General features: G+C 55.5%; 19 protein-coding genes. 12 read left to right on the forward strand and 7 right to left on the reverse strand.

The genetic code is table 11. The annotated features are described in order from the left end of the window. Positions 1-92: 92 nt before the first annotated feature. The gene (locus WG891_RS21620; RefSeq protein ID WP_337264429.1) at positions 93-1,052 is read left to right on the forward strand and encodes a VirK/YbjX family protein; all 960 of its coding nucleotides are present in this window, start codon (positions 93-95) and stop codon (positions 1,050-1,052) included. On the opposite strand, the gene WG891_RS21625 is transcribed toward WG891_RS21620, so the two are convergent. After that, positions 1,049-2,707 carry an ATP-dependent endonuclease gene (locus WG891_RS21625; protein WP_337264450.1) on the reverse strand — a complete coding sequence of 553 codons (1,659 nt, stop codon included), beginning with the start codon at positions 2,705-2,707 and terminating at the stop codon, positions 1,049-1,051. The genes WG891_RS21620 and WG891_RS21625 overlap by 4 nt on opposite strands. 249 nt (positions 2,708-2,956) lie before the next feature. Here WG891_RS21625 and WG891_RS21630 point away from each other — a divergent pair, with 249 nt between their 5' ends. The 4 genes from WG891_RS21630 to ltaE all read left to right on the forward strand — a co-directional run bounded on the left by WG891_RS21630 (position 2,957) and on the right by ltaE (position 7,906). After that, on the forward strand, positions 2,957-3,853 hold the full coding sequence (locus tag WG891_RS21630; RefSeq protein ID WP_337264430.1) for a lysine exporter LysO family protein: 897 nt from the start codon (positions 2,957-2,959) through the stop codon (positions 3,851-3,853). Between the two features lie 233 nt (positions 3,854-4,086). Further along, the gene (hcp, locus tag WG891_RS21635; RefSeq protein WP_337264431.1) at positions 4,087-5,736 is read left to right on the forward strand and encodes a hydroxylamine reductase; all 1,650 of its coding nucleotides are present in this window, start codon (positions 4,087-4,089) and stop codon (positions 5,734-5,736) included. Between the two features lie 54 nt (positions 5,737-5,790). Further along, positions 5,791-6,795, forward strand: coding sequence for an NADH oxidoreductase (gene hcr, locus WG891_RS21640; protein WP_337264432.1), 1,005 nt, complete (start codon positions 5,791-5,793; stop codon positions 6,793-6,795). 94 nt (positions 6,796-6,889) lie between these two features. Continuing rightward, a complete protein-coding gene (gene ltaE / locus WG891_RS21645; RefSeq protein ID WP_337264433.1) occupies positions 6,890-7,906 on the forward strand; it encodes a low-specificity L-threonine aldolase in 1,017 nt (338 codons plus the stop codon). Positions 7,907-7,960: 54 nt separating this feature from the next. Here the strand turns inward: ltaE and WG891_RS21650 are convergent, their stop codons facing one another. After that, on the reverse strand, positions 7,961-8,308 hold the full coding sequence (locus WG891_RS21650) for a DUF1294 domain-containing protein (RefSeq protein WP_337264434.1): 348 nt from the start codon (positions 8,306-8,308) through the stop codon (positions 7,961-7,963). A gap of 157 nt (positions 8,309-8,465) precedes the next feature. Here WG891_RS21650 and WG891_RS21655 point away from each other — a divergent pair, with 157 nt between their 5' ends. Both WG891_RS21655 and WG891_RS21660 read left to right on the forward strand, forming a co-directional pair. Continuing rightward, positions 8,466-9,911, forward strand: a complete 1,446-nt coding sequence (locus WG891_RS21655; protein ID WP_337264435.1) for a DUF2867 domain-containing protein — start codon at positions 8,466-8,468, stop codon at positions 9,909-9,911. A 163-nt stretch (positions 9,912-10,074) separates the two neighbouring features. After that, a complete protein-coding gene (locus WG891_RS21660; protein ID WP_337264436.1) occupies positions 10,075-11,085 on the forward strand; it encodes an NAD-dependent epimerase/dehydratase family protein in 1,011 nt (336 codons plus the stop codon). On the opposite strand, the gene WG891_RS21665 is transcribed toward WG891_RS21660, so the two are convergent. Next, on the reverse strand, positions 11,080-11,928 hold the full coding sequence (locus WG891_RS21665; protein WP_337264437.1) for an N-acetylmuramoyl-L-alanine amidase: 849 nt from the start codon (positions 11,926-11,928) through the stop codon (positions 11,080-11,082). The genes WG891_RS21660 and WG891_RS21665 overlap by 6 nt on opposite strands. Positions 11,929-12,299: 371 nt before the next feature. Between WG891_RS21665 and artP the strand changes: the two genes are divergently transcribed. From artP to WG891_RS21690, 5 genes are all read left to right on the forward strand, one after another. Further along, positions 12,300-13,028, forward strand: coding sequence for an arginine ABC transporter ATP-binding protein ArtP (gene artP, locus WG891_RS21670; protein ID WP_337264438.1), 729 nt, complete (start codon positions 12,300-12,302; stop codon positions 13,026-13,028). A 33-nt stretch (positions 13,029-13,061) separates the two neighbouring features. Further along, positions 13,062-13,793 (forward strand): arginine ABC transporter substrate-binding protein, encoded by a 732-nt coding sequence (gene artJ, locus WG891_RS21675; RefSeq protein WP_337264439.1) that lies wholly within the window; start codon positions 13,062-13,064, stop codon positions 13,791-13,793. 9 nt (positions 13,794-13,802) lie between these two features. Next, positions 13,803-14,519, forward strand: coding sequence for an arginine ABC transporter permease ArtQ (artQ, locus tag WG891_RS21680; protein ID WP_076942291.1), 717 nt, complete (start codon positions 13,803-13,805; stop codon positions 14,517-14,519). Next, a complete protein-coding gene (gene artM, locus WG891_RS21685) occupies positions 14,519-15,187 on the forward strand; it encodes an arginine ABC transporter permease ArtM (RefSeq protein ID WP_337264440.1) in 669 nt (222 codons plus the stop codon). The genes artQ and artM overlap by 1 nt, the downstream gene beginning before the upstream one ends. Before the next feature lie 184 nt (positions 15,188-15,371). After that, positions 15,372-16,106: an arginine ABC transporter substrate-binding protein gene (locus WG891_RS21690; RefSeq protein WP_337264441.1), complete on the forward strand. Its 735-nt coding sequence runs from the start codon at positions 15,372-15,374 to the stop codon at positions 16,104-16,106. A gap of 40 nt (positions 16,107-16,146) precedes the next feature. Here WG891_RS21690 and rlmC read toward each other — a convergent pair whose 3' ends face one another. From rlmC to potG, 4 genes are all read right to left on the reverse strand, one after another. After that, entirely contained in the window at positions 16,147-17,274 is a 1,128-nt protein-coding gene (gene rlmC, locus WG891_RS21695; RefSeq protein ID WP_337264442.1) for a 23S rRNA (uracil(747)-C(5))-methyltransferase RlmC, read from the reverse strand. Between the two features lie 130 nt (positions 17,275-17,404). After that, a complete protein-coding gene (gene potI / locus WG891_RS21700; RefSeq protein ID WP_337264443.1) occupies positions 17,405-18,250 on the reverse strand; it encodes a putrescine ABC transporter permease PotI in 846 nt (281 codons plus the stop codon). Then, the gene (potH, locus tag WG891_RS21705) at positions 18,247-19,209 is read right to left on the reverse strand and encodes a putrescine ABC transporter permease PotH (protein ID WP_076942296.1); all 963 of its coding nucleotides are present in this window, start codon (positions 19,207-19,209) and stop codon (positions 18,247-18,249) included. The genes potI and potH overlap by 4 nt, the downstream gene beginning before the upstream one ends. 24 nt (positions 19,210-19,233) lie before the next feature. Beyond that, complete coding sequence (gene potG / locus WG891_RS21710; RefSeq protein WP_076942297.1) at positions 19,234-20,367, reverse strand: putrescine ABC transporter ATP-binding subunit PotG; 1,134 nt, start codon at positions 20,365-20,367, stop codon at positions 19,234-19,236. Positions 20,368-20,448 lie beyond the last annotated feature (81 nt).

A 20,448-nucleotide genomic window follows, 5' to 3' on the forward strand; every position in this document is an offset into this window, starting at 1 on the left:
GCCAACTCCTGACGTTGAAAGGCCCTTATTGACCTGCTGTTTAGCGACATTTTGCTGAAATGACGCTATTCAATACCAACGAGAACGTCATCATGTCCCAGCTCAGCGATTCATTCACCTCTGTCAAACCTGCCAACGGTTGGCAATTGATAACGGCACTGCTCATTGGCGACAAGATACCCAGTCAGGCTTGGAGAAAAACCTCCTTCCGACTTAAGTTCTTCAGCCGCTCACTGCTCAGTTGGCCCATTACCAGCGGCCTGCTCAATACGCTGGCCAGCAACCCTTTGCTGGATGAGATTTTAAGCGCACAGCCGAACTTGCCGTGCAAACTGCATCGCCCTTACCTGGCCGCCAATATGAAACACATTGATGGCCTGTTTGCGTTGCGCGATCATTACAATTTGATTATCCAGCGTATGCCACTGAAAATGCGGCTTGGTCATCTTGGACGCCAGCCTTTCACCTTGAGTTCCGCCCAGGGCAAAAACGGTGAGCAAATCTGCCTGCAACTGGCCGCTATCGATAAATTGAACAAGGAAGGAGAAGCTACCCTGCTCCTGCGTAACGCTAAAGGTATCATGCTAGCGGAGGTGACCTTTACCTTAATGAACTACCGCCACCAGCCAACGCTGTTTATCGGCGGCCTGCAGGGTGCTCATTGCACGGTTCCACATGCAGAGATCCAAAGCACCACCAAAGCCTGCCACGGCCTGTTTCCAAAGCGATTGGTTCTGGAGGGCACTCTTCAACTGGCGCAGCAGTTGAAGCTCGGTCAAGTGATAGCGGTGGGCAATAGCACCCATATTTATCAGAACTGGCGCTATAACCGGAAAAAGAGAGCTCTGCTGCATGCCGATTACGATCAGTTCTGGGCTTCTATAGGAGGCAAACCGTTCGATGACGGGTATTTTCTGCTGCCCAAGCATGTTGCCCGCAAACCCATGGAGGAGATCGCCAGTAAGAAACGCGCAGAATACCGCCGCCGCTACCAGTTGCTGGATGAGCTGCAGCAGGGCATCGCCGCGCATTTCCCACAGCCTCAGGCCTAATCAGCCCGGCCACGTGCCAGCCAGACGACGCGCGAGAACATTTTCTTCAGCAGTGGCGGCACGGAGTCCGTTCCCCAGGCCCCCGCCTGCATCGCCACCTCAATCGCCAGGTCGGGTTTCGATGAGTGATGCACTGCCTTGAGGATCACTTTCCGCACCGGCATCTGTACCTTGAGCGGCACCGACGCCACCCGGTGATAAACCGGGCTGAACCCTTCTTTGTACATAAAGTGCTCCATGTCCAGCGCCGGTAACACCGTCAGGCGATCGCGCTCGTTGTCCTCATGGTTATCCAGCAGGTTGCGCACGGTATTGGCATATTTTTTCCCGGCTTCATCGCCATCGACTAACGTATGCCATTCAATCCCCATCCGGCGGGCGAACTTCAGCAGCGGTTTCAGGCCACATTGGGCAAACTCGATCACCCGCACCCCTTCGGCCTCAAAGTGGTAACCACATTGGCGTGCCAGTTCATTCAGCAGCCAGACTTCGGTTTCTCCCTCCACCAACAGCCAACAGCGGGCAAACAGCGAAGAAGGCCGATTAAAGCGGATATGAAACGCGATACGCCGCCCATCTTCCGGGCTCAAACCACTCGGCCCCAGGCGATAGGTTGCCACACGGGCCGATTCACGCACCAGGCGGCAAATATGCTCCACCGGCACCAGGGAAACCAGTTCGCTGGAGTTGGTGGTAGTGATCCTTTGTAACGGCATCTGGTTGAGCAAGCTCCAGGCAACCGACAGCATAATCGGGTGCAGACGCGTTTCCGGGTCTTCCACCAGCAACAAAGGCCGGGCATGGGGATCGAGCTTCACGTTGCCCTTGGCCTGCAGCAACGTGGAAAACATGCCGAGCAGGATCAGGCGCATGCTGCGGCTGTTGGGTTCAGCGATCGTGCGGTTGATGTTGTCCAGCGAGCGCCACGCCTGCCGATCCTCCGCCTGACGATGGCGGCGTGGCCCGGGCACCTGTGAACCCAACTCGGCAAAATAGTGCTCCAGCAGTTGCTGCATCGCCGCCAGCCCATGACGCAGCTCGGAATTGGTCAACTTTTGCGGATTACGGACCAGTTCGCGCGTCAATTGATCCAACTGCTGTGCCAATGCTTCGTTATCGACCGGGAGACGATCGTTAAGAGAACTGGGGCGCAAACGGCGGATAAAACGCGCATCACGCAGGCGCAGCACCGGGTGAATACGGATCAGCGCATGCACCAGTTGATCGATATGATGCAGGTTCAGCGCATTGCCGTCGGCATCAAGAAAACGCCGCCAGGTGCACACCGTGCCATCATCTTCCAGCTCACCTTCACAACAGTAGTGAATACGCCCCAGGTTATCCTCGCCCTTCGACCAAAGCGGCGAAAGATGGCGATAACGTGGCAAGTGCGCGTGGCCAATATCCTTTTCACAGAAGGTGAAAATAATCTGCAGATGACGTTCTTTGGCAGCCTCATCGCCAGGGGGAAAGTGAAAATCCCGCGCTTCAAAACGGTACAGCGTTTGCTCTGGTGCCAGAAGAAAGGTCATTGCATCCAGCAAGCTGGACTTACCCCAGGCATTCTCACCGAGTAATACGGTGTTCTCATCCAACATCAATGAAAGCCGGTTGATACCACGAAATCCAACAATTTCAACACGCTCTAAGAACATCATCCACCTCGCCTGCGCACTCTACCCCGATGCGGGGGAGCGTCGCTAACCCCTTGCAACGTCAGATAACCAGGGGGAAATCGCCCTGCCAATATGCGAACTCTACCCCTTGAGAATGGTCAAAAAAACCCTTTGAGGTCAAGCAGACATCATCAAATCTGCTGCTTTACTCCAGCGCGCATTTTCGTTAGCGTGTTGAGCTTGCCGGGTTCCCGGCCCTCTCCCAGATTAAAGGACACACGCTTCATCATGTATTCAGGACTGCTGATTATTCTCTTACCGCTGATCGCCGGTTACCTTATTCCTTTGCGCAGCAAGCCCCTGATTCAGGCCATTAACCGTCTGCTGAGCTGGATGGTCTACGTTATTTTGTTCTTTATGGGCATCAGCCTGGCATTTCTGGAGGATCTCAGCAGCAATCTGGTGCTGATATTTAAGTACACCGGGGTGTTTTTCCTGTGCATCTTCTGCGCCAACCTGTTGATGTTATTGGTGTTAGAACGCCGAAAACCGTGGAAAAATACCCACAAGCAGGAAAAACTGCCTTCGCGCCTGCATATGGCACTGGAATCGCTGAAGCTGTGCTTCGTGGTGCTGGGGGGATTTGTGCTGGGCCTGACGCAGTGGCAATGGCTGCAGTTCGCCAGCAAGGGCAGCGAGTATGCCCTGCTCTTCCTGCTGCTATTGGTCGGTATTCAGTTGCGTAACAGCGGTATGACGCTACGCCAGATCGTGCTCAACCGCCGTGGCATGATCGTGGCGCTGGTGGTAGCGCTCAGCGCACTGGCGGGCGGCGCGCTGGCGGCACAGTTGCTGGGGCTGCCGCTGAAAACCGGGCTGGCGATGGCTTCCGGCTTTGGCTGGTATTCGCTTTCCGGCATCCTGATCACCGACGCCTACGGCCCGGTGTTGGGCAGCGCGGCATTCTTCAACGATCTGGCGCGCGAACTGGTGGCCATTATGCTGATCCCGACGCTGGTGCGCCGCAGCCGCTCTTCGGCGCTGGGGCTGTGCGGCGCGACCTCAATGGACTTCACCTTACCGGTTCTGCAACGCAGCGGCGGGCTGGAAATGGTTCCACCGGCGATCGTACACGGTTTCTTGCTGAGCCTGCTGGGGCCGGTGCTGATGGCGCTGTTCTCCTGATCTTTTCATCTTGCCTTTACCGCCCTCTCTGAATAACTCGAGCTGCAGGAAAGCCCACGTACCTGCAGCTTGAAATATGACGGAGCGCAAAGCGTAATAATTCCCATCCGCGCACTAATTTGTCCTACATCAAGTTTAGGTAAGGTTTTAATAAAAAAGTCTTTTTAAGCCCTCCCTGACGATCTATGCTCAAAAACAGGCATTACAAATGCAACTTTAAAAAGGAAGCGATTATGTTCTGTGTGCAATGTGAACAAACTATCCGGACACCGGCAGGTAACGGCTGCTCTTATGCTCAAGGGATGTGTGGCAAAACGGCAGAAACCTCCGACCTGCAAGATCTGCTGGTCGCCGCGCTGCAAGGCCTCTCCGCCTGGGCCTTACAAGCCCGCGCATTGGGCATTATTGATCATGACATCGACAACTTCTCCCCACGCGCCTTCTTCTCAACGCTGACCAACGTGAATTTCGATTCCGATCGCATTATCAGCTATGCACGTGAGACCATTGCCCTGCGCGAATCGCTGGCCGCGCGCTGCCGCCTGCTGGATGCCAGCGTGCGTGTCGATCATCCGCTGGCGGCCTTGCAACTGGCAGGCAATGATATCCCCTCGCTGTTACAGCAGGCGGCACAGTTTGCGCTCAACAGCGATAAAGCTGAAGTCGGCGACGATATTCACGGCCTGCGTATGCTGTGCTTATACGGCCTGAAAGGGGCCGCCGCCTATATGGAACACGCCCACGTGCTGGGGCAGTTCGATAACCAGATCTACGCCGAATACCACGCCTTTATGGCCTGGCTCGGCACCGCACCGCGCGATGTCGATACCCTGCTGAATAACGCCATGGCCATCGGTAAGATGAACTTCAACGTTATGGCGCTGCTCGATCGTGGCGAAACCCTGGCGTATGGCGATCCGCAACCTTCCTCGGTCAACGTGCGCCCGGTGGCGGGTAAAGCTATCCTGATTTCCGGCCACGATCTGCAAGACCTGCGCCTGTTGCTGGAGCAGACCGAAGGTAGCGGCGTCAACGTCTATACCCACGGCGAAATGCTGCCAGCACACGCTTACCCAGAGCTGAAAAAGTTCCCTCATCTGGTGGGTAACTACGGCAGCGGCTGGCAGAACCAGCAGACCGAATTCGCCAAATTCCCAGGCCCGATCGTGATGACCTCCAACTGCATTATCGATCCGAACGTTGGCAACTATGGCGATCGCATCTGGACGCGCAGCATGGTCGGCTGGCCGGGTGTCAAACACCTGGAAGGGGACGATTTCAGCGCGGTGATCGGCCAGGCCCAGCAGCTCAACGGCTTCCCGTACAATGAGCTTGAACACCTGATCACCATCGGCTTTGGCCGCCAGGTGCTGCTGAACGCGGCCGATACGGTGATCGACCTGGTAACACAGAAAAAACTGCGCCATGTCTTTCTGGTGGGCGGCTGCGACGGTAGCCGTGACGATCGCAGCTATTTCACCGATTTCGCCCGCAGCGTGCCGCAAGATTGCCTGATCATGACGCTGGGGTGCGGCAAGTACCGTTTCAACAAGCTGGACTTCGGTACGCTGGAAGGCTTGCCACGCCTGCTGGATGTCGGCCAGTGCAACGATGCCTATTCGGCGGTGATGCTGGCGGTAAAACTCTCCGAGAAACTCGGCTGCACGGTGAACGATCTGCCACTGAGCCTGGTGCTGTCCTGGTTCGAGCAGAAAGCGATCGTCATCCTGCTGACGCTGCTGTCACTGGGCGTAAAAAATATCGTTACCGGCCCGAGCGCACCGGCGTTCCTGACCGATAACCTGCTGGCGGTGCTGAACGACAAATTCGGTCTACGCCCGATCACTACCGTAGAGCAGGACATGCAAACGCTGCTCGGCTAATACCGTTTTCCGGGGCTGCAATAGCGGCCCCGTTTTTTATTTTTGAGGTGCACGATGACCCCACCCAGCCCACTTTGCCCTAACCCGATGCAGGTGCACTCCATCCAGCAGGAAACCGCCGATGTCTGGACGCTGAACCTGATTAATCCTGATGTTTACCTCTATCAACCCGGTCAGTTTGCGCTGGTCAGCATTCGTAACAGTGAAGATACGCTGCGCGCCTATACCCTCTCCTCCTCGCCCGGTTTAAGCCGTTTTATCAGCCTCAGCGTACGTCGTCTGCCGGAAGGCAGCGGCTCGAACTGGCTGACGCAGGAAGTCAAACCCGGCGATGTGCTGTGGCTGTCTGATGCTCAGGGCGATTTCAGCTGTGTCCAACACCCCAGCGATCGTTACCTGATGCTGGCGGCCGGTTGCGGCGTTACGCCGATAATGTCGATGTGCCGCTGGCTGGTGGCCAACCGCCCGCAATGCGATATCCGCGTAATCTATAACGTGCGCACGCTGGCGGACGTGATTTTTGCCGACGAATGGCAAGATCTGTGTACCGCACATCCACAGTTACAACTGACGCTGATCGCCAAACAGAGTGCACAATCTGGCTTGCTGAATGGCCGTATCAGTGCGCCATTCTTACAGCAGGTCGCTCCCGATATCACCGAACGTGTGGTCATGGCCTGTGGTTCCGAGCTTTATATGCAGCAGATCGAGCAACTCTGTGCGCAGCTTGGCGTTCCCGCCTCACGCTTCCACAAAGAGCAGTTCCATACTTCAGCAGAACAGAGCGATGCGTCAAACGAGTCACTGACACTGCGTATCGGCCAACCGCTGCGTGAGTTCCGCGTCCCAGTCGGCAGCACGCTGCTCGCGGCGTTGGAAGCCCATAAACTGCCGGTTCTTGCCGCCTGTCGTGCTGGCGTATGTGGCTCCTGCAAAACCCGTATTGTGGCAGGGCACTACACCACCAGCAGTACTATGACGCTAACCCCGGCAGAAATTGAGCAGGGCTATGTCTTAGCCTGCAGTTGCCAGTTACAGGGTGATGTGACTCTCGCCTGATCGGACATCCAGCACGCACTGCATTTTCTGCTTTTTCAGCGCCGCAATCCGGTTATGATGGAAGCCATTTCTCTGATTGGCGATAAGGATTCGTATGCTCATAGATTTACGCAGTGATACCGTCACACAACCCTGCGCAGCAATGCGCAACGTTATGGCGCATGCCGCCGTTGGCGACGACGTGTATGGTGACGACCCAACGGTGAACGCACTGCAGGCAGAAGCCGTCAGGCTATCCGGCAAAGAGGCTGCGCTGTTCCTGCCCACGGGCACCCAGGCCAATCTGGTAGCGCTGTTAAGCCACTGTCAACGCGGTGAGGAATACATCGTTGGCCAGCAGGCGCACAACTACAAATACGAAGCGGGCGGTGCTGCCGTGCTGGGCAGCATTCAGCCACAGCCGATCGAGGCCAATCCCGACGGCACCCTGCCCTTGGACAAAGTGGCGGCGGCGATCAAACCCGACGATATCCATTTTGCCAAAACCCGCCTGTTAAGCCTGGAAAATACCATCAGCGGCCGCGTGTTGCCGCTCGATTACCTGCAACAGGCCTGGCAATTCACCCGCGAGCACCATCTGGCACTGCACATCGACGGCGCGCGCATCTTCAACGCCGCCGTCGCGCTCAACGTTCCGTTGAAAACCATCGCACAATATTGCGATACCTTTACCATTTGCCTGTCAAAAGGGCTGGGTGCACCGGTTGGTTCGCTGTTATGCGGCAGTGAGGAATTTATCCAGCGTGCTCTCCGCTGGCGCAAAATGACCGGTGGCGGTATGCGCCAGGCCGGTATTCTGGCGGCGGCGGGCCTGTATGCGCTTGAGCATAACGTGGCACGCTTGAAAGACGATCATGACAACGCGAAATGGCTGGAACAGCAACTGCGTAATATCGGCGTAGAGATCGCAGAACCGGGCGCGCAGACCAACGTGCTGTATCTGCGTCAATCTCCGGAGATGGCCGCCAAACTCGGCCCATGGATGCGCGAAAACGGTGTGCTGATCAGTTCAGGGCCGCTGACGCGGATCCTGACCCACCTCAACGTCAGCCGTCAGGATCTGCAGAAAGTGGTCGATTTGTGGCAACAATTTCTGCATCAGCATGCCTGATGCCGTGTAGCCGCAATCCCCTGATGCTTTTTCGGGGGATTGCGCTGCCCGCGCTCAAACCACCATCCGGCCATAGAACCAATAACCGGCCCCCAGTATGGCCAGCAGGTTAACCACCACGCTAAGCATAAAATAGGTCTTGAAGGGCTGTTTTTGCGTTTTATGCCGGAAAAGCTGCTGGCCCAAAATAGCTCCCAGCCAGCCGCCGATCAGCCCAAACAGCAACAGCGTGATTTCTGGTACGCGCTGCCACCCCTTGCAGGCGGCGAGTTTATCCCCACCATAAATCAGTAGCGTCAGCAGGTTAACCAGCAGCAGCCAGAGCCAAAGAGGGTTTGAAAAGTACAGGCAGCCAGCGGAGAGCAGCGCCAGGAAGAGATAGCAGAAATGATTGATTTTCATGGAAGTTCACGGATGCTGAGCAAGATACGCTGCGTATAGTGGACTGACACCCGCTCAAATGCAACGCGGAATATCCATACAAAAAGTGAATTTAATCAGCAAATTTGGCATCCTGTCACTCCTCCTACACCAAAAATAATGATACAAGGCTGTATTAATGATACCCCAACGTATTCTGGTTCTCGGAGCCAGCGGCTATATCGGCCAGCATCTGATCCCCCGACTAGTGGAACAAGGGCATGAGATCACAGCCGCCGCGCGCCGTATAGAATGGCTGGAAGAGCAAAACTGGCCACGCGTGAGCTGCCGTTACGTGGATATCTATCGCCCGGACACGCTGGAGGCAGCGTTATGGCAGATCGATACCGTTTACTACCTGATTCATGGCATGGGCGACGGTGATGGTTTTATCGAAAAAGAGCGTCAGGCAGCAGAAAACCTGCGCAACGCCCTGCGTGGTTCAAAAGTTAAACAGGTGATTTTCCTCGGCGCGTTGCAACCAGAGGGGGAAAGCTCGCCACACCTGATCGCCCGCAAACTGACCGGCGAAATTCTGCGTCAGAGCGGTATTCCAGTGACTGAATTACGCGCCAGCATCGTTGTCGGCCCCGGTTCCGCCGCATTCGAAGTGATGCGCGATATGGTTTACAACCTGCCGATCCTTACACCTCCGCGCTGGGTGCGCTCAAAATCCTCGCCGGTGGCGCTGGAAAACCTCCTGGTGTACCTCACTGAACTGCTGCAGCACCCGGCGCAGGAGAATCGCATTTTTGATGTCGCCGGGCCGGAATACATCAGCTATCAAACCCTGTTTGAGCGCTTTATCGTCATCAGCGGTAAAAAACGCTGGCTGATCCCGGTTCCATTACCCACACGCTTTATCTCGGTGTGGTTTATCAGCATGATTACCTCGGTTCCCACTTCAATCGCCAGTGCGCTGATCCAAGGGCTGAACCACGATCTCCCTGCCGATGGCCAACCGCTGCAGGCGCTGATCCCACAGAAGCTGCAAACCTTTGATGAGGCGGTGAAGGAAACGTTGCGCCGCGAGGATGAAGTGATCGACTCCGCCGACTGGGGCTACGATCCTGAAGCCCGAGCCCGTTGGCGGCCAGGCTACGGCTTTTACCCGAAACAGGCTGGCTGCACGCTGGATACGCAGGCCTCCAGCGCCGCTTTATGGCACGTGGTGCAGCAACTGGGCGGCAAGGAAGGCTACTTCTACGCCAACATTTTGTGGCAGATTCGCGCACGCATGGATGACCTGACGGGTAATGGCATCGTTTATGGGCGCCCCGCGCGCGATACGCTAGAGGTTGGCGATCTGGTTGACGGCTGGAAAGTGATCACCATGAAGCCGCTGCGTCAGTTGGCGCTGATGTTCGGTATGAAAGCGCCAGGTCTCGGCCGGCTGACATTCAGCATCAAGGAGATGGGCGATTGCCGTCAGCTTGATGTGCGCGCCTGGTGGCACCCTGCCGGTTTCAGCGGTTTGCTGTATTGGTTTGTGATGATGCCCGCACACCTGTTTATTTTCCGCGGCATGGCCAAACGCATCGCCAAATTGGCCGAAGAGTACGATCATCAGCACCCAGAGAAATGAGGGCGGTGCCTATTTACCGATCAACCGCACAGTTTCCCGCAGCGGTTGGGTGCTTTCCGATTGCATAGCGCACTGATTCACGAAAGAATGGCGGCCTACTTGTACTGGGGAGCCTTAACTCCCCATTCCGCATTCTGATTTTTGGTGAGAACTCGAGTTCGCTATGAAGGTATTGGTCACCGGTGCCACCAGTGGTTTAGGCCGTAACGCCGTTGAATATCTGCGCCGCCAAGGCATAAAAGTGCGCGCCACCGGCCGCAACCAGGCGATGGGCAGCCTGCTGGAAAAGCTGGGTGCCGAATTTATTCATGCCGATCTCACCAATCTGATCTCCTCGCAGGCCAAGGCCATGCTGGCAGATGTGGACGTGTTATGGCACTGCTCCAGCTTTACCTCCCCCTGGGGCACAGAGAAGGCCTTTGAGCTGGCCAACGTGCGCGCTACCCGCCGTTTGGGGGAATGGGCCGCCGCTTACGGCGTTTCGCAGTTTATCCATATCTCTTCACCGGCGATTTACTTCGACTATCGGCATCATCGCAACGTGAGCGAAGATTTCCGCCCGCTGCGCTACGCCAATGAGTTCGCCCGCAGCAAAGCGGCAGGTGAACAGGTGATCCAGCAACTGGCGTTGTCCAACCCACAGACCCATTTTACCATTCTGCGCCCACAGGGGCTGTTTGGCCCGCACGACAAGGTGATGCTGCCACGCCTGCTGCAGATGATTAAGCACTATGGCAGCCTGCTGCTGCCGCGCGGGGGTAACGCGTTGGTGGATATGACCTATCTGGAAAATGCGGTCCACGCCATGTGGCTGGCAACCCAGAAAGAGACCACCCAGTCTGGCCGTGCCTACAACATCACCAATCAGCAGGTCTGCCCACTGCGCGAAGTTGTACAGCAACTGATCGACGAATTGGGCATGAAATGCCGCATCCGCTCGGTGCCTTATCCCATGCTGGACATGATCGCTCGCGGCATGGAAAAGCTCAGCAGCAAAAGCGAGAAAGAGCCGGTGTTGACCCACTACGGAGTCGCCAAGCTCAACTTTGACCTGACGCTGGACACCACCCGAGCACAGCAGGAGTTAGGCTACCAGCCGCTGATTTCGCTGGAAGAAGGCATCAGCCGCACGGCGCGCTGGCTGAAAGATCACGGCAAACTGCACGGTTTATGATCGGCGCGCAGCACCATATTTCGCCAATAACGCATCAATAATCGCCTCACTTTCGGCATCCGGCTCACCGCGATAATCGCTGGGCCGGAAATGCATCTGAAATGCCGCCACCACATTTCGCTGCTGTTCGGCATTCCACTGCGGATCGATACCGTAACCATAGCGTGCCAGCTTCTCCAACAGCGTCGCCATCGGCACCGGCATCTGTTTATCGCGCCCCGCCAGATAACGTTCGACCACCGGCCGATCCGGCCAGGCACCGATGCCCGCCTGCGCCAGTTGCTGCCAGGGGAATAACGGCCCAGGATCCTGCTTACGCTGCGGAGCAATATCGCTGTGGCCAACCACATCCGTCGGCTGCAGGCCATAGCGCTGCACAATATCGCGGCTGAGGCGAATCAGCAGATCGATTTGTTCGCGGGTATAGGGCTGCCACTGTGTGCCCAGCAGCGTACGGCTGAAACCTGGGTTGACGATCTCAATACCGATCGAGGTATCGTTCAGACTGCTACGCCCCCGCCAGTAGCTGGCCCCGGCATGCCAGGCGCGCATCTCTTCCGGCACCAATTGCAAGGCGACGGGTTTGCCATCACGTAATGACGGATGTTCAGGCAACAGATAATGGGCGCTGACGTGTTCATCGGTCAGGGTTTTCAACGATGAATGGAAATCTTCGGCGGTATAGTGCATCACCAGAAAACGGATACGCTGATCGGTCCCCTGCGCCTGATGCCGCGTTTCCAACTGATAACTGCCGTGATCCACCAACGTGTCGCCCCCTGAGCGTTGGCAGCCCACTAACAGCGTTAGCATGATGGCAACGACCCCTGACCTGATATTCATCTGTTTCTTCCTGTCTTTTTTGCCCATTGGCTTGGGCGGTAATGTGTAACTTACCTTGATTAACCTGTACCAATACTCAACACATGATCACAGAGCCCGCTGATTTACAAGGAAGTGTAACCTATTACCCATGCTCCACCGCCAACCTGTTAGCCTGGAAAAAGCCAGCGCAAATTATCAGCAGCTTAAGAAAAATCGCTACCAATATCACACAGTACGCGACAAATCCGCCATTCATGCGTGAGTCGCGGTATCTTGTACTATTCTTTCACCATTATGATGCGTAGTAATAAATTTTAACTCACAAAGATTGCATAAGTATTCTGCGGAAGTTAACATTCGCGGCATCAATGTCTATTCAATTCCGGCGCATGAGTATTCAACTAAAAGATATCAATTGCTTTTACGGCGCGCACCAGGCGCTGTTTAACATCACGCTGGATTGCCCAGCAGGGGAAACCTTAGTGCTGCTTGGCCCAAGCGGTGCGGGGAAAAGCTCATTGCTGCGGGTCCTGAACCTGCTCGAAATGCCGCGCTCAGGCCAACTGCAGATTGCAGGCAATCAATTCGACTTCAAACAGACGCCGAGTGAAAAAGCCATTCGCGAGCTGCGCCAGAACGTCGGCATGGTATTCCAGCAATATAATCTCTGGCCCCACCTGACCGTGGTGCAGAACCTGATCGAAGCCCCTTGCCGCGTGCTTGGCTTGAGCAAGGCACAGGCGATGGAGCGTGCCGATAAGCTGCTCAAACGCCTGCGTCTGACCGACTTTGCCGATCGTTTCCCGCTGCACCTTTCCGGTGGCCAGCAACAGCGTGTCGCCATTGCCCGTGCGCTGATGATGGAGCCTCAGGTGTTGCTGTTCGATGAACCGACGGCCGCACTGGATCCGGAGATCACCGCCCAGATTGTCAGCATCATCCGCGAACTGGCCGGTACCGGTATCACTCAGGTGATCGTCACCCACGAGGTTGAAGTGGCGCGTAAAACCGCCAGCCGTGTGGTGTATATGGAAAACGGCCACGTGGTGGAACAGGGCGATGCCAGCCACTTTGCGCAACCGCAAACCGCTGAATTTGCGAACTATTTATCACACTAATAAATTGACTTGCTGTTTTTAGGGGAGTTTACGATGAAAAAATTCATTATCGCCGCCGTTCTGGCGGGTATCAGCGTTTCCGCCTCTGCGGCCGAAAAGGTCCGTTTTGCGATGGAGGCTTCCTATCCTCCATTCGAATCTATCGGCGCAGACAATAAAATTCAGGGCTTCGATATCGATCTGGCTAATGCCCTGTGTAAAGAGATCCAGGCTGACTGCAGCTTCACCAACCAGGCCTTTGACAGCTTGATCCCTAGCCTGAAGTTCAAGCGCTTCGATGCGGTAATATCTGGAATGGATATCACCCCTGAGCGTGAAAAGCAGGTGCTGTTCACTCAGCCTTACTATGCCAACTCGGCGCTGTTCATTGCGCAGAAAGGCAAAGTGGCTGATGTTGCCGCCTTGAAAGGCAAACGCGTTGGCGTGCAGAACGGCACCACTCACCAGAAGTACCTGACCGACAAACACCCGGAAATCACCACCGTACCTTACGACAGCTATCAGAATGCCATTCTGGATCTGAAAAACGGCCGGATTGATGCGGTATTCGGTGACGCCGCCGTGGTCAACGATTGGCTGAAGCAGAACGCTGAACTGGCCGCCGTGGGTGACAAAGTGACGGACAAAGATTACTTCGGCACCGGGTTGGGTATCGCCATGCGTCTGCAGAATACTGAGCTGCAGGGCAAACTGAATGCCGCTCTGGATAAAATCAAACAGGATGGGACTTACGAAACCATCTACAAAAAATGGTTTCAGCAGTAATCATCATCCATGAATGAAATCCAACCTTTAGCCAGCGCCGCCGGGATGACCGTCGGCCTTGCCGTTTGTGCCCTGGTCCTCGGGCTGATCCTGGCGATGCTGTTTGCCGTCTGGGAATCCTCACGCTGGAAAGTGGTCAGTTGGCTCGGCACCGCCTGGGTAACCCTGCTGCGCGGCCTGCCGGAAATTCTGGTGGTGCTGTTTATTTATTTCGGTTCGTCCCAGCTGTTACTGATGCTGTCGGACGGCTTTACCCTGAATTTTGGCCTGTTCCAGTTGCCGGTGCAGTTAGCTATCGATAACTTCGAAGTCAGCCCGTTCCTGTGCGGCGTGATCGCCCTGGCCCTGCTCTATTCTGCCTACGCCTCTCAGACGCTGCGTGGTGCGCTGAAAGCCGTGCCGCAGGGCCAATGGGAATCAGGCCAAGCTCTGGGGCTAGGGAAAGCGGCAATTTTCTTCCGCCTGATCATGCCGCAGATGTGGCGTCACGCGTTACCTGGGTTAGGCAACCAATGGCTGGTGCTGCTGAAGGATACCGCACTGGTCTCGCTGATCAGCGTCAACGATCTGATGCTGCAAACCAAGAGTATCGCTACCCGCACTCAGGAGCCCTTTACCTGGTACGTGATCGCGGCGGCGATTTATCTGCTCGTGACCCTGTTCAGCCAATATATCCTTAAACGGATCGAACTCCGTACGACGCGTTTTGAACGGGGGCCATCCTGATGCTTGAGTTCTTACCCGAGATCCTCAAAGGGCTGCACACCAGCCTGACGTTAACCATCGCGGCGCTGATCGTTGCCTTGCTGCTGTCGCTGCTGCTGACGGTGATCCTGACGCTGAAAACGCCAGTGCTTACCCCCCTGGTGAAGATCTACATTACGTTGTTCACCGGTACTCCGTTGCTGGTGCAGATCTTCCTGATTTACTACGGCCCAGGCCAGTTCCCGGCGATCCGCGAATATCCATGGCTGTGGAGCCTTCTTTCACAGCCCTGGCTGTGTGCGATGATCGCACTGGCGCTAAACAGCGCAGCCTATACCACCCTGCTGTTCCACGGCGCGGTGCGCGCTATCCCGGCAGGCCAATGGCAGTCTTGCGAAGCGCTGGGCATGTCACGCAAACAAACGCTGCGCATTCTGTTGCCGTTTGCCTTCAAGCGTGCGCTATCGTCTTATTCCAACGAAGTGGTGCTGGTATTCAAAAGTACCTCGCTGGCTTATACCATTACGTTGATGGAAGTGATGGGCTACAGCCAACTGATGTATGGCCGCACTTATGATGTGATGGTATTCGGTGCCGCCGGCATCGTTTACCTGTGCGTCAACGGTTTGCTGACGTTGCTGATGCGCCTGATTGAACGCCGTGCGCTGGCGTTTGAACGCCGCAACTGATCCTACCCTGCTCTATCCAGCCCTGCCTATGCAGGGCTTTTTTTACCCTTCAATAAAATTAATAGTCATTTTAATTGCATATAAATTCACTAAATGGCATATTTCCAGCATAGCCATCCCAAATACCGCCAGGTAAAAACCAATGATGGCGCGATAAAAACCATTTCTGACAGGAGTTTTACCCATGAAAAAACTGTTACTCGCCGCCACGATTTTGGCCGGGATGACCTTTAACGCCAGCGCTGCGGATACCATCCGTTTTGCCTCTTCGGCCACCTATCCGCCGTTCGAATCTCTGGATGCCAGCAACCAGATTGTCGGTTTTGACATCGATCTAGCCAAGGCGCTGTGTAAACAGATGCAAGCTGAATGCACCTTTACCAATCATGCATTTGATAGCCTGATCGCCGCGCTGAAATTCAAAAAATACGATGCGGTCATTTCCGGAATGGATATCACGCCAGAGCGCAGCAAGCAGGTTTCTTTCACTCAGCCGTACTATGCCAACTCGGCGATCGTGATCGCCGAAAAAGGGAAATTCAACTCGTTGGCGGATTTGAAAGGCAAAAAGGTCGGAATGGAGAACGGCACTACTCATCAGAAATACATGCAGGATAGACATCCTGACATTAATACCGTCTCTTATGACAGCTACCAGAATGCCGTTCTGGAGCTGAAAAACGGCCGTATCGATGGCGTATTCGGCGATACTGCGGTGGTCAATCAGTGGCTGAAGACGAACCCGACGCTGGCTCCGGTAGGTGAGCATGTCACCGATGCCGCCTACTTCGGCACTGGCCTAGGCATTGCGGTACGCCCGGATAATCAGGCGCTGCTGGCCAAATTGAATACCGCGCTGGAGGCCATCAAAGCGGATGGCACCTACAAGGCGATCAACGATAAGTGGTTCCCACAGTAAGCAGGTTGCACGTTTTACGGGCCTGCTTGCCGGGCCCGGTTTAATTACGCACCAGCAGCGTCAGCACTTCATAATGCGCGGTGTGCGGGAACATATCGAACAGTTGAACACGTGCAATACGGTAATCCGTTAAACTCGCCATATCCTGCGCCATGGTCACTGCGTTACAGCTTGAATAGAGAATAAAACCCGGTGCCATACGGTTGAGATACTCACACAGGTCTTTACCAATCCCACGGCGTGGCGGGTTAACCAGCACCAGTTCCGGCACTTCCCCTTCTGCGGTGGCAAAGCGGGTTGAATCCAGTGCCTGGAAATCAACCTGCTGCAAACCCAGCGTTTGCGCCGACTGCTTGGCACAGGCGATGGCCTCGGCGCTGATCTCAATACCGGTCAGCCGCGTTTGCGGTTGAGCACAGTGCAAACCAAAGCCCCCCACGCCGCAAAACAGATCCCACAGGCTATTAATAGCCAACGTACGCACCCAATCGCGCGCGGTCGCGTACAGGCGGCTGGCCACCTGCGGGTTAGTCTGGAAAAAACTCTGCGGGCGAATATACAGCGGTATCTGATTGAATTGCTCTTCCAGCGCCTGCTGTTCGGTTAACGGGATTTCGCGTTCCCCCTCCATGATCGCCATATGCACTGGCTGAATATTAGCGGAAATCACCTGCAGCTGCGGCAGTTGCTGTTGTAACTCAGGCAAAGCGGCACGCAGCTGCGCCAGCTTGTTCTCTGAACGCAGCACGAAGCGCAGCATCATACCGCCATTGCTGGTGCTTTCGGTGAGCAGCAGATACTTCAGCTCACCGCGTTTACGCGCCACGTTGTAGGGCGTTAACCCCGCGCGGGCAATAAAACGCTTCAATGCGCTGAATACCGGTGCAAAACTGGCGGGATAGAGCGGGCAAGCACACAAGTCTACCGGCGAGCCATCGCGGTGCAACATCCCCAACAGCGGGCGTTCAACGCTGCCGCTAACCACCATTTTCGCCTTATTGCGGAATGCGCCTTGCTCACCGGCAACCGGATCCAGCCACTGTTCTACCGGATGTTCACCCAGTAGCGACTGCAGGTGATGCTGTTTTTCCGCCAGTTGCTGTGGATAAGGCTTTTCCAGCCACTGACAGGAACGGCAGGTGCCCGCCGAGTACAAAGCGCAATGCATGAATATTAACCGTGAAATCAGGGTGACTAATGAGGGCGCAGATTGTAGCACTGTAAACCCACAAAAACTTATTTATGGGCGATCAAAAAGCGCCGCCTAATCAGGCGGCGCCTTGAGTCAGGTTCGGCGATCAGCCACGGGCGGCCCTTTGCAGCTCACGCGCACGCTGTTTCTCTGCGCGCGCCATAAACCACCAGGCAATAAAACCGAGTACACCAACCACCAGCAGGATCAGCGTCGCCAAGGCGTTAATTTCCGGGTTAACCCCCATACGCACGCTGGAGAACACCAGCATCGGCAGCGTGGTGGCGCCTGGCCCAGCGACGAAGCTGGCTATCACCAAATCATCCAGCGACAGGGTAAACGCCAGCATCCAACCGGAGATCAGGGCTGGCGCAATCATTGGCAAAGTGATGACAAAGAATACTTTCAGCGGCGTTGCCCCCAGATCCATCGCGGCCTCTTCGATCGAACGATCAAGCTCGCGCAAACGTGAACTGATCACCACCGAAACATAGGCGGTACAGAAAGTGACGTGTGCCAGCCAGATGGTGAACATCCCGCGTTCCGACGGCCAGCCAAAAGCGTGCCCCATGGCAACAAACAGCAGCAGCAACGACAGACCGGTGATCACATCCGGCATGACCAGCGGTGCCGTCAGCATGAAAGCAAAACCAGTTGAACCACGGAAACGGCCAAAGCGCACCATCACCACGGCGGCAATGGTGCCGAGGATCACCGCCGCCGTGGCCGATGCCGCCGCAATGGTCAGGCTCAGGCCAACGGCGCTGATCATCGCTGAATCGTTAAACAGCTCAATGTACCAACGGATTGACCACCCGGCCCACACCGTAACCAGCTTCGAGCTGTTAAACGAGTAAATCACCAGCATCAGCATCGGTGCATAGAGGAAGGTGAAACCCACCACCAGAATGGCAATACGCCATGGTGAACGTACAACCGGCAAGTTATTCATCCCTGCCCTCCCATTTCCTTGTTCTGGTGCTTGTGGAACCAGATAATAGGTACAATCAGCAGCAACAGCATGATGGTGGCAACCGCCGAGGCCACCGGCCAGTCGCGGTTGTTGAAGAACTCTTGCCACAACACGCGGCCAATCATAATGCTATCCGGCCCGCCGAGCAGTTCCGGGATCACAAACTCCCCCACCGCCGGAATAAACACCAGCATCGAACCGGCAATAATACCACCGCGCGTCAAAGGCATAATCACGCTGAAGAAGGTTTTCAGCGGTTTGGCACCGAGATCCAGCGAAGCCTCCACCAGCGAATAGTCAAGACGCGTCAATGCGGTATAAATCGGCAGCACCATAAATGGCAAATAGGAATAAACGATGCCGATATACACCGCCAGGTTGGTATGGAGGATCACCAGCGGCTGATCGATCACCCCCAACCACATCAGGAAGTTATTCAGCACGCCGTTGTTCTTCAGGATCCCCATCCAGGCGTAAACGCGGATCAAGAACGACGTCCAGGACGGCAAGATCACCAGCAGCAGCAGGATATTGCGGGTCGAAGGTTTACTGTGCGCAACCGCCCACGCCAGCGGATAACCAATAATCAGGCAGCACAGCGTAGAGACCGCGGCAATCTGCAGAGATTGCAGATAGGCGTCGATGTACAGCGGATCGTCGGTCAGTTGCAGATAGTTGGCAAAGTTGAGCGCGATATCAAGCTTGCCGTCGGCCCAGCTCATCAGATCGGTATAAGGCGGCACCGCCAAGGCTAACTCTGACAAACTGATCTTGAATACGATCAGGAAAGGCAGCATAAACAGCAGCACCAGCCACAGGTATGGCAGTGCGATCACCAGTTTGCGGCCGTGGGCCATCTGCAAGCGCTGAATAAAGGCTTTTATCGCACCGGGCGTGCGTGCCGGGGGCTCCGGCGTACGTTCAGAAAGCAATGTCATAATGGTTACTCCTCACCTTCTCAACTACACCGTCAAAACCACACAGCTATCGGTTTCCCAGCACAGGCGTACTTCGTCACCCCAGGTCGGCATCCCTTTGCGAAAACGGTGGCCGTTCTGCAACTGAGCGCTGATCATTTGCCCACTGAGTAATTTCACGTGGTAGATCGACAAATCCCCCAGGTAAGCAATATTCACCACTTCACCGATGGCAAAGTTACAGCCGTCTTCCGGCAGGTCTTCGCACAGCATGATTTTCTCTGGGCGCAGTGCCACCTGAATCGGCACCCCATCCACAACCGAAGAGTCAGGATCCACCTTCAGCGCGTGGCGCAGGCCGGGGCTTTGCAGGATCAGAGCGTCATCGCGCCGCTCTTGCAGCACGCAGTCAAACACGTTGACCGAACCGATAAATTCGGCGCTGAAACGGCTGTTCGGATGCTCATAAATCTCTTCCGGCTCACCAATCTGCACGAACTTGCCACGGTTCATGATGGCAATACGCCCCGCCATGGTCATCGCTTCTTCCTGATCGTGCGTAACCATCACGCAGGTCACCCCAACACGCTCCAGGATATCCACCACCTCAAGCTGCATGCGGTCGCGCAGTTTTTTATCCAGCGCCCCCATAGGTTCATCCAGCAACAGCAGCTTTGGCCGCTTAGCCAGGCTGCGTGCCAGCGCCACGCGCTGACGCTGCCCGCCAGAAAGCTGGTGAGGTTTGCGCTTGGCATACTCCTGCATGTGTACCAGAGAAAGCATCTCCGTAACGCGATCGTTGATTTCCGCGCGCGGCATTTTGTCCTGCTTAAGGCCAAAAGCGATATTCTGCTCCACTGTCATATGCGGGAAGAGCGCATAGGACTGGAACATCATGTTCACCGGGCGTTGATAAGGCGGAACGAGGGACATGTCCTGACCATCGAGGACAATCTGCCCTTCTGTTGGCTGTTCAAAACCGGCCAGCATACGCAGCAGCGTGGACTTTCCACAACCGGAGGGGCCAAGCAGCGCAAAGATTTCGCCTTTGTAGATCGTCAGGCTGACGTCTTCGACCGCGTTTTGGCCATCAAAGGTTTTGGTGAGGTTACGGATTTCCAGCAGAGGGGTAAATACCTTCTGCGACTTGGCTTGAGGACGAGGAATGGCGTCGTTCAATCGGGGTGCTCTCCGGCTAAAACAGTACAAATAACCACGGCAATTACCATGGCCCAGAATGGCAATGCAGGCGGGAATACC

Source organism: Serratia sp. MMO-28, assembly GCF_037199905.1.
Lineage (GTDB): Bacteria > Pseudomonadota > Gammaproteobacteria > Enterobacterales > Enterobacteriaceae > Chania > Chania oryzae.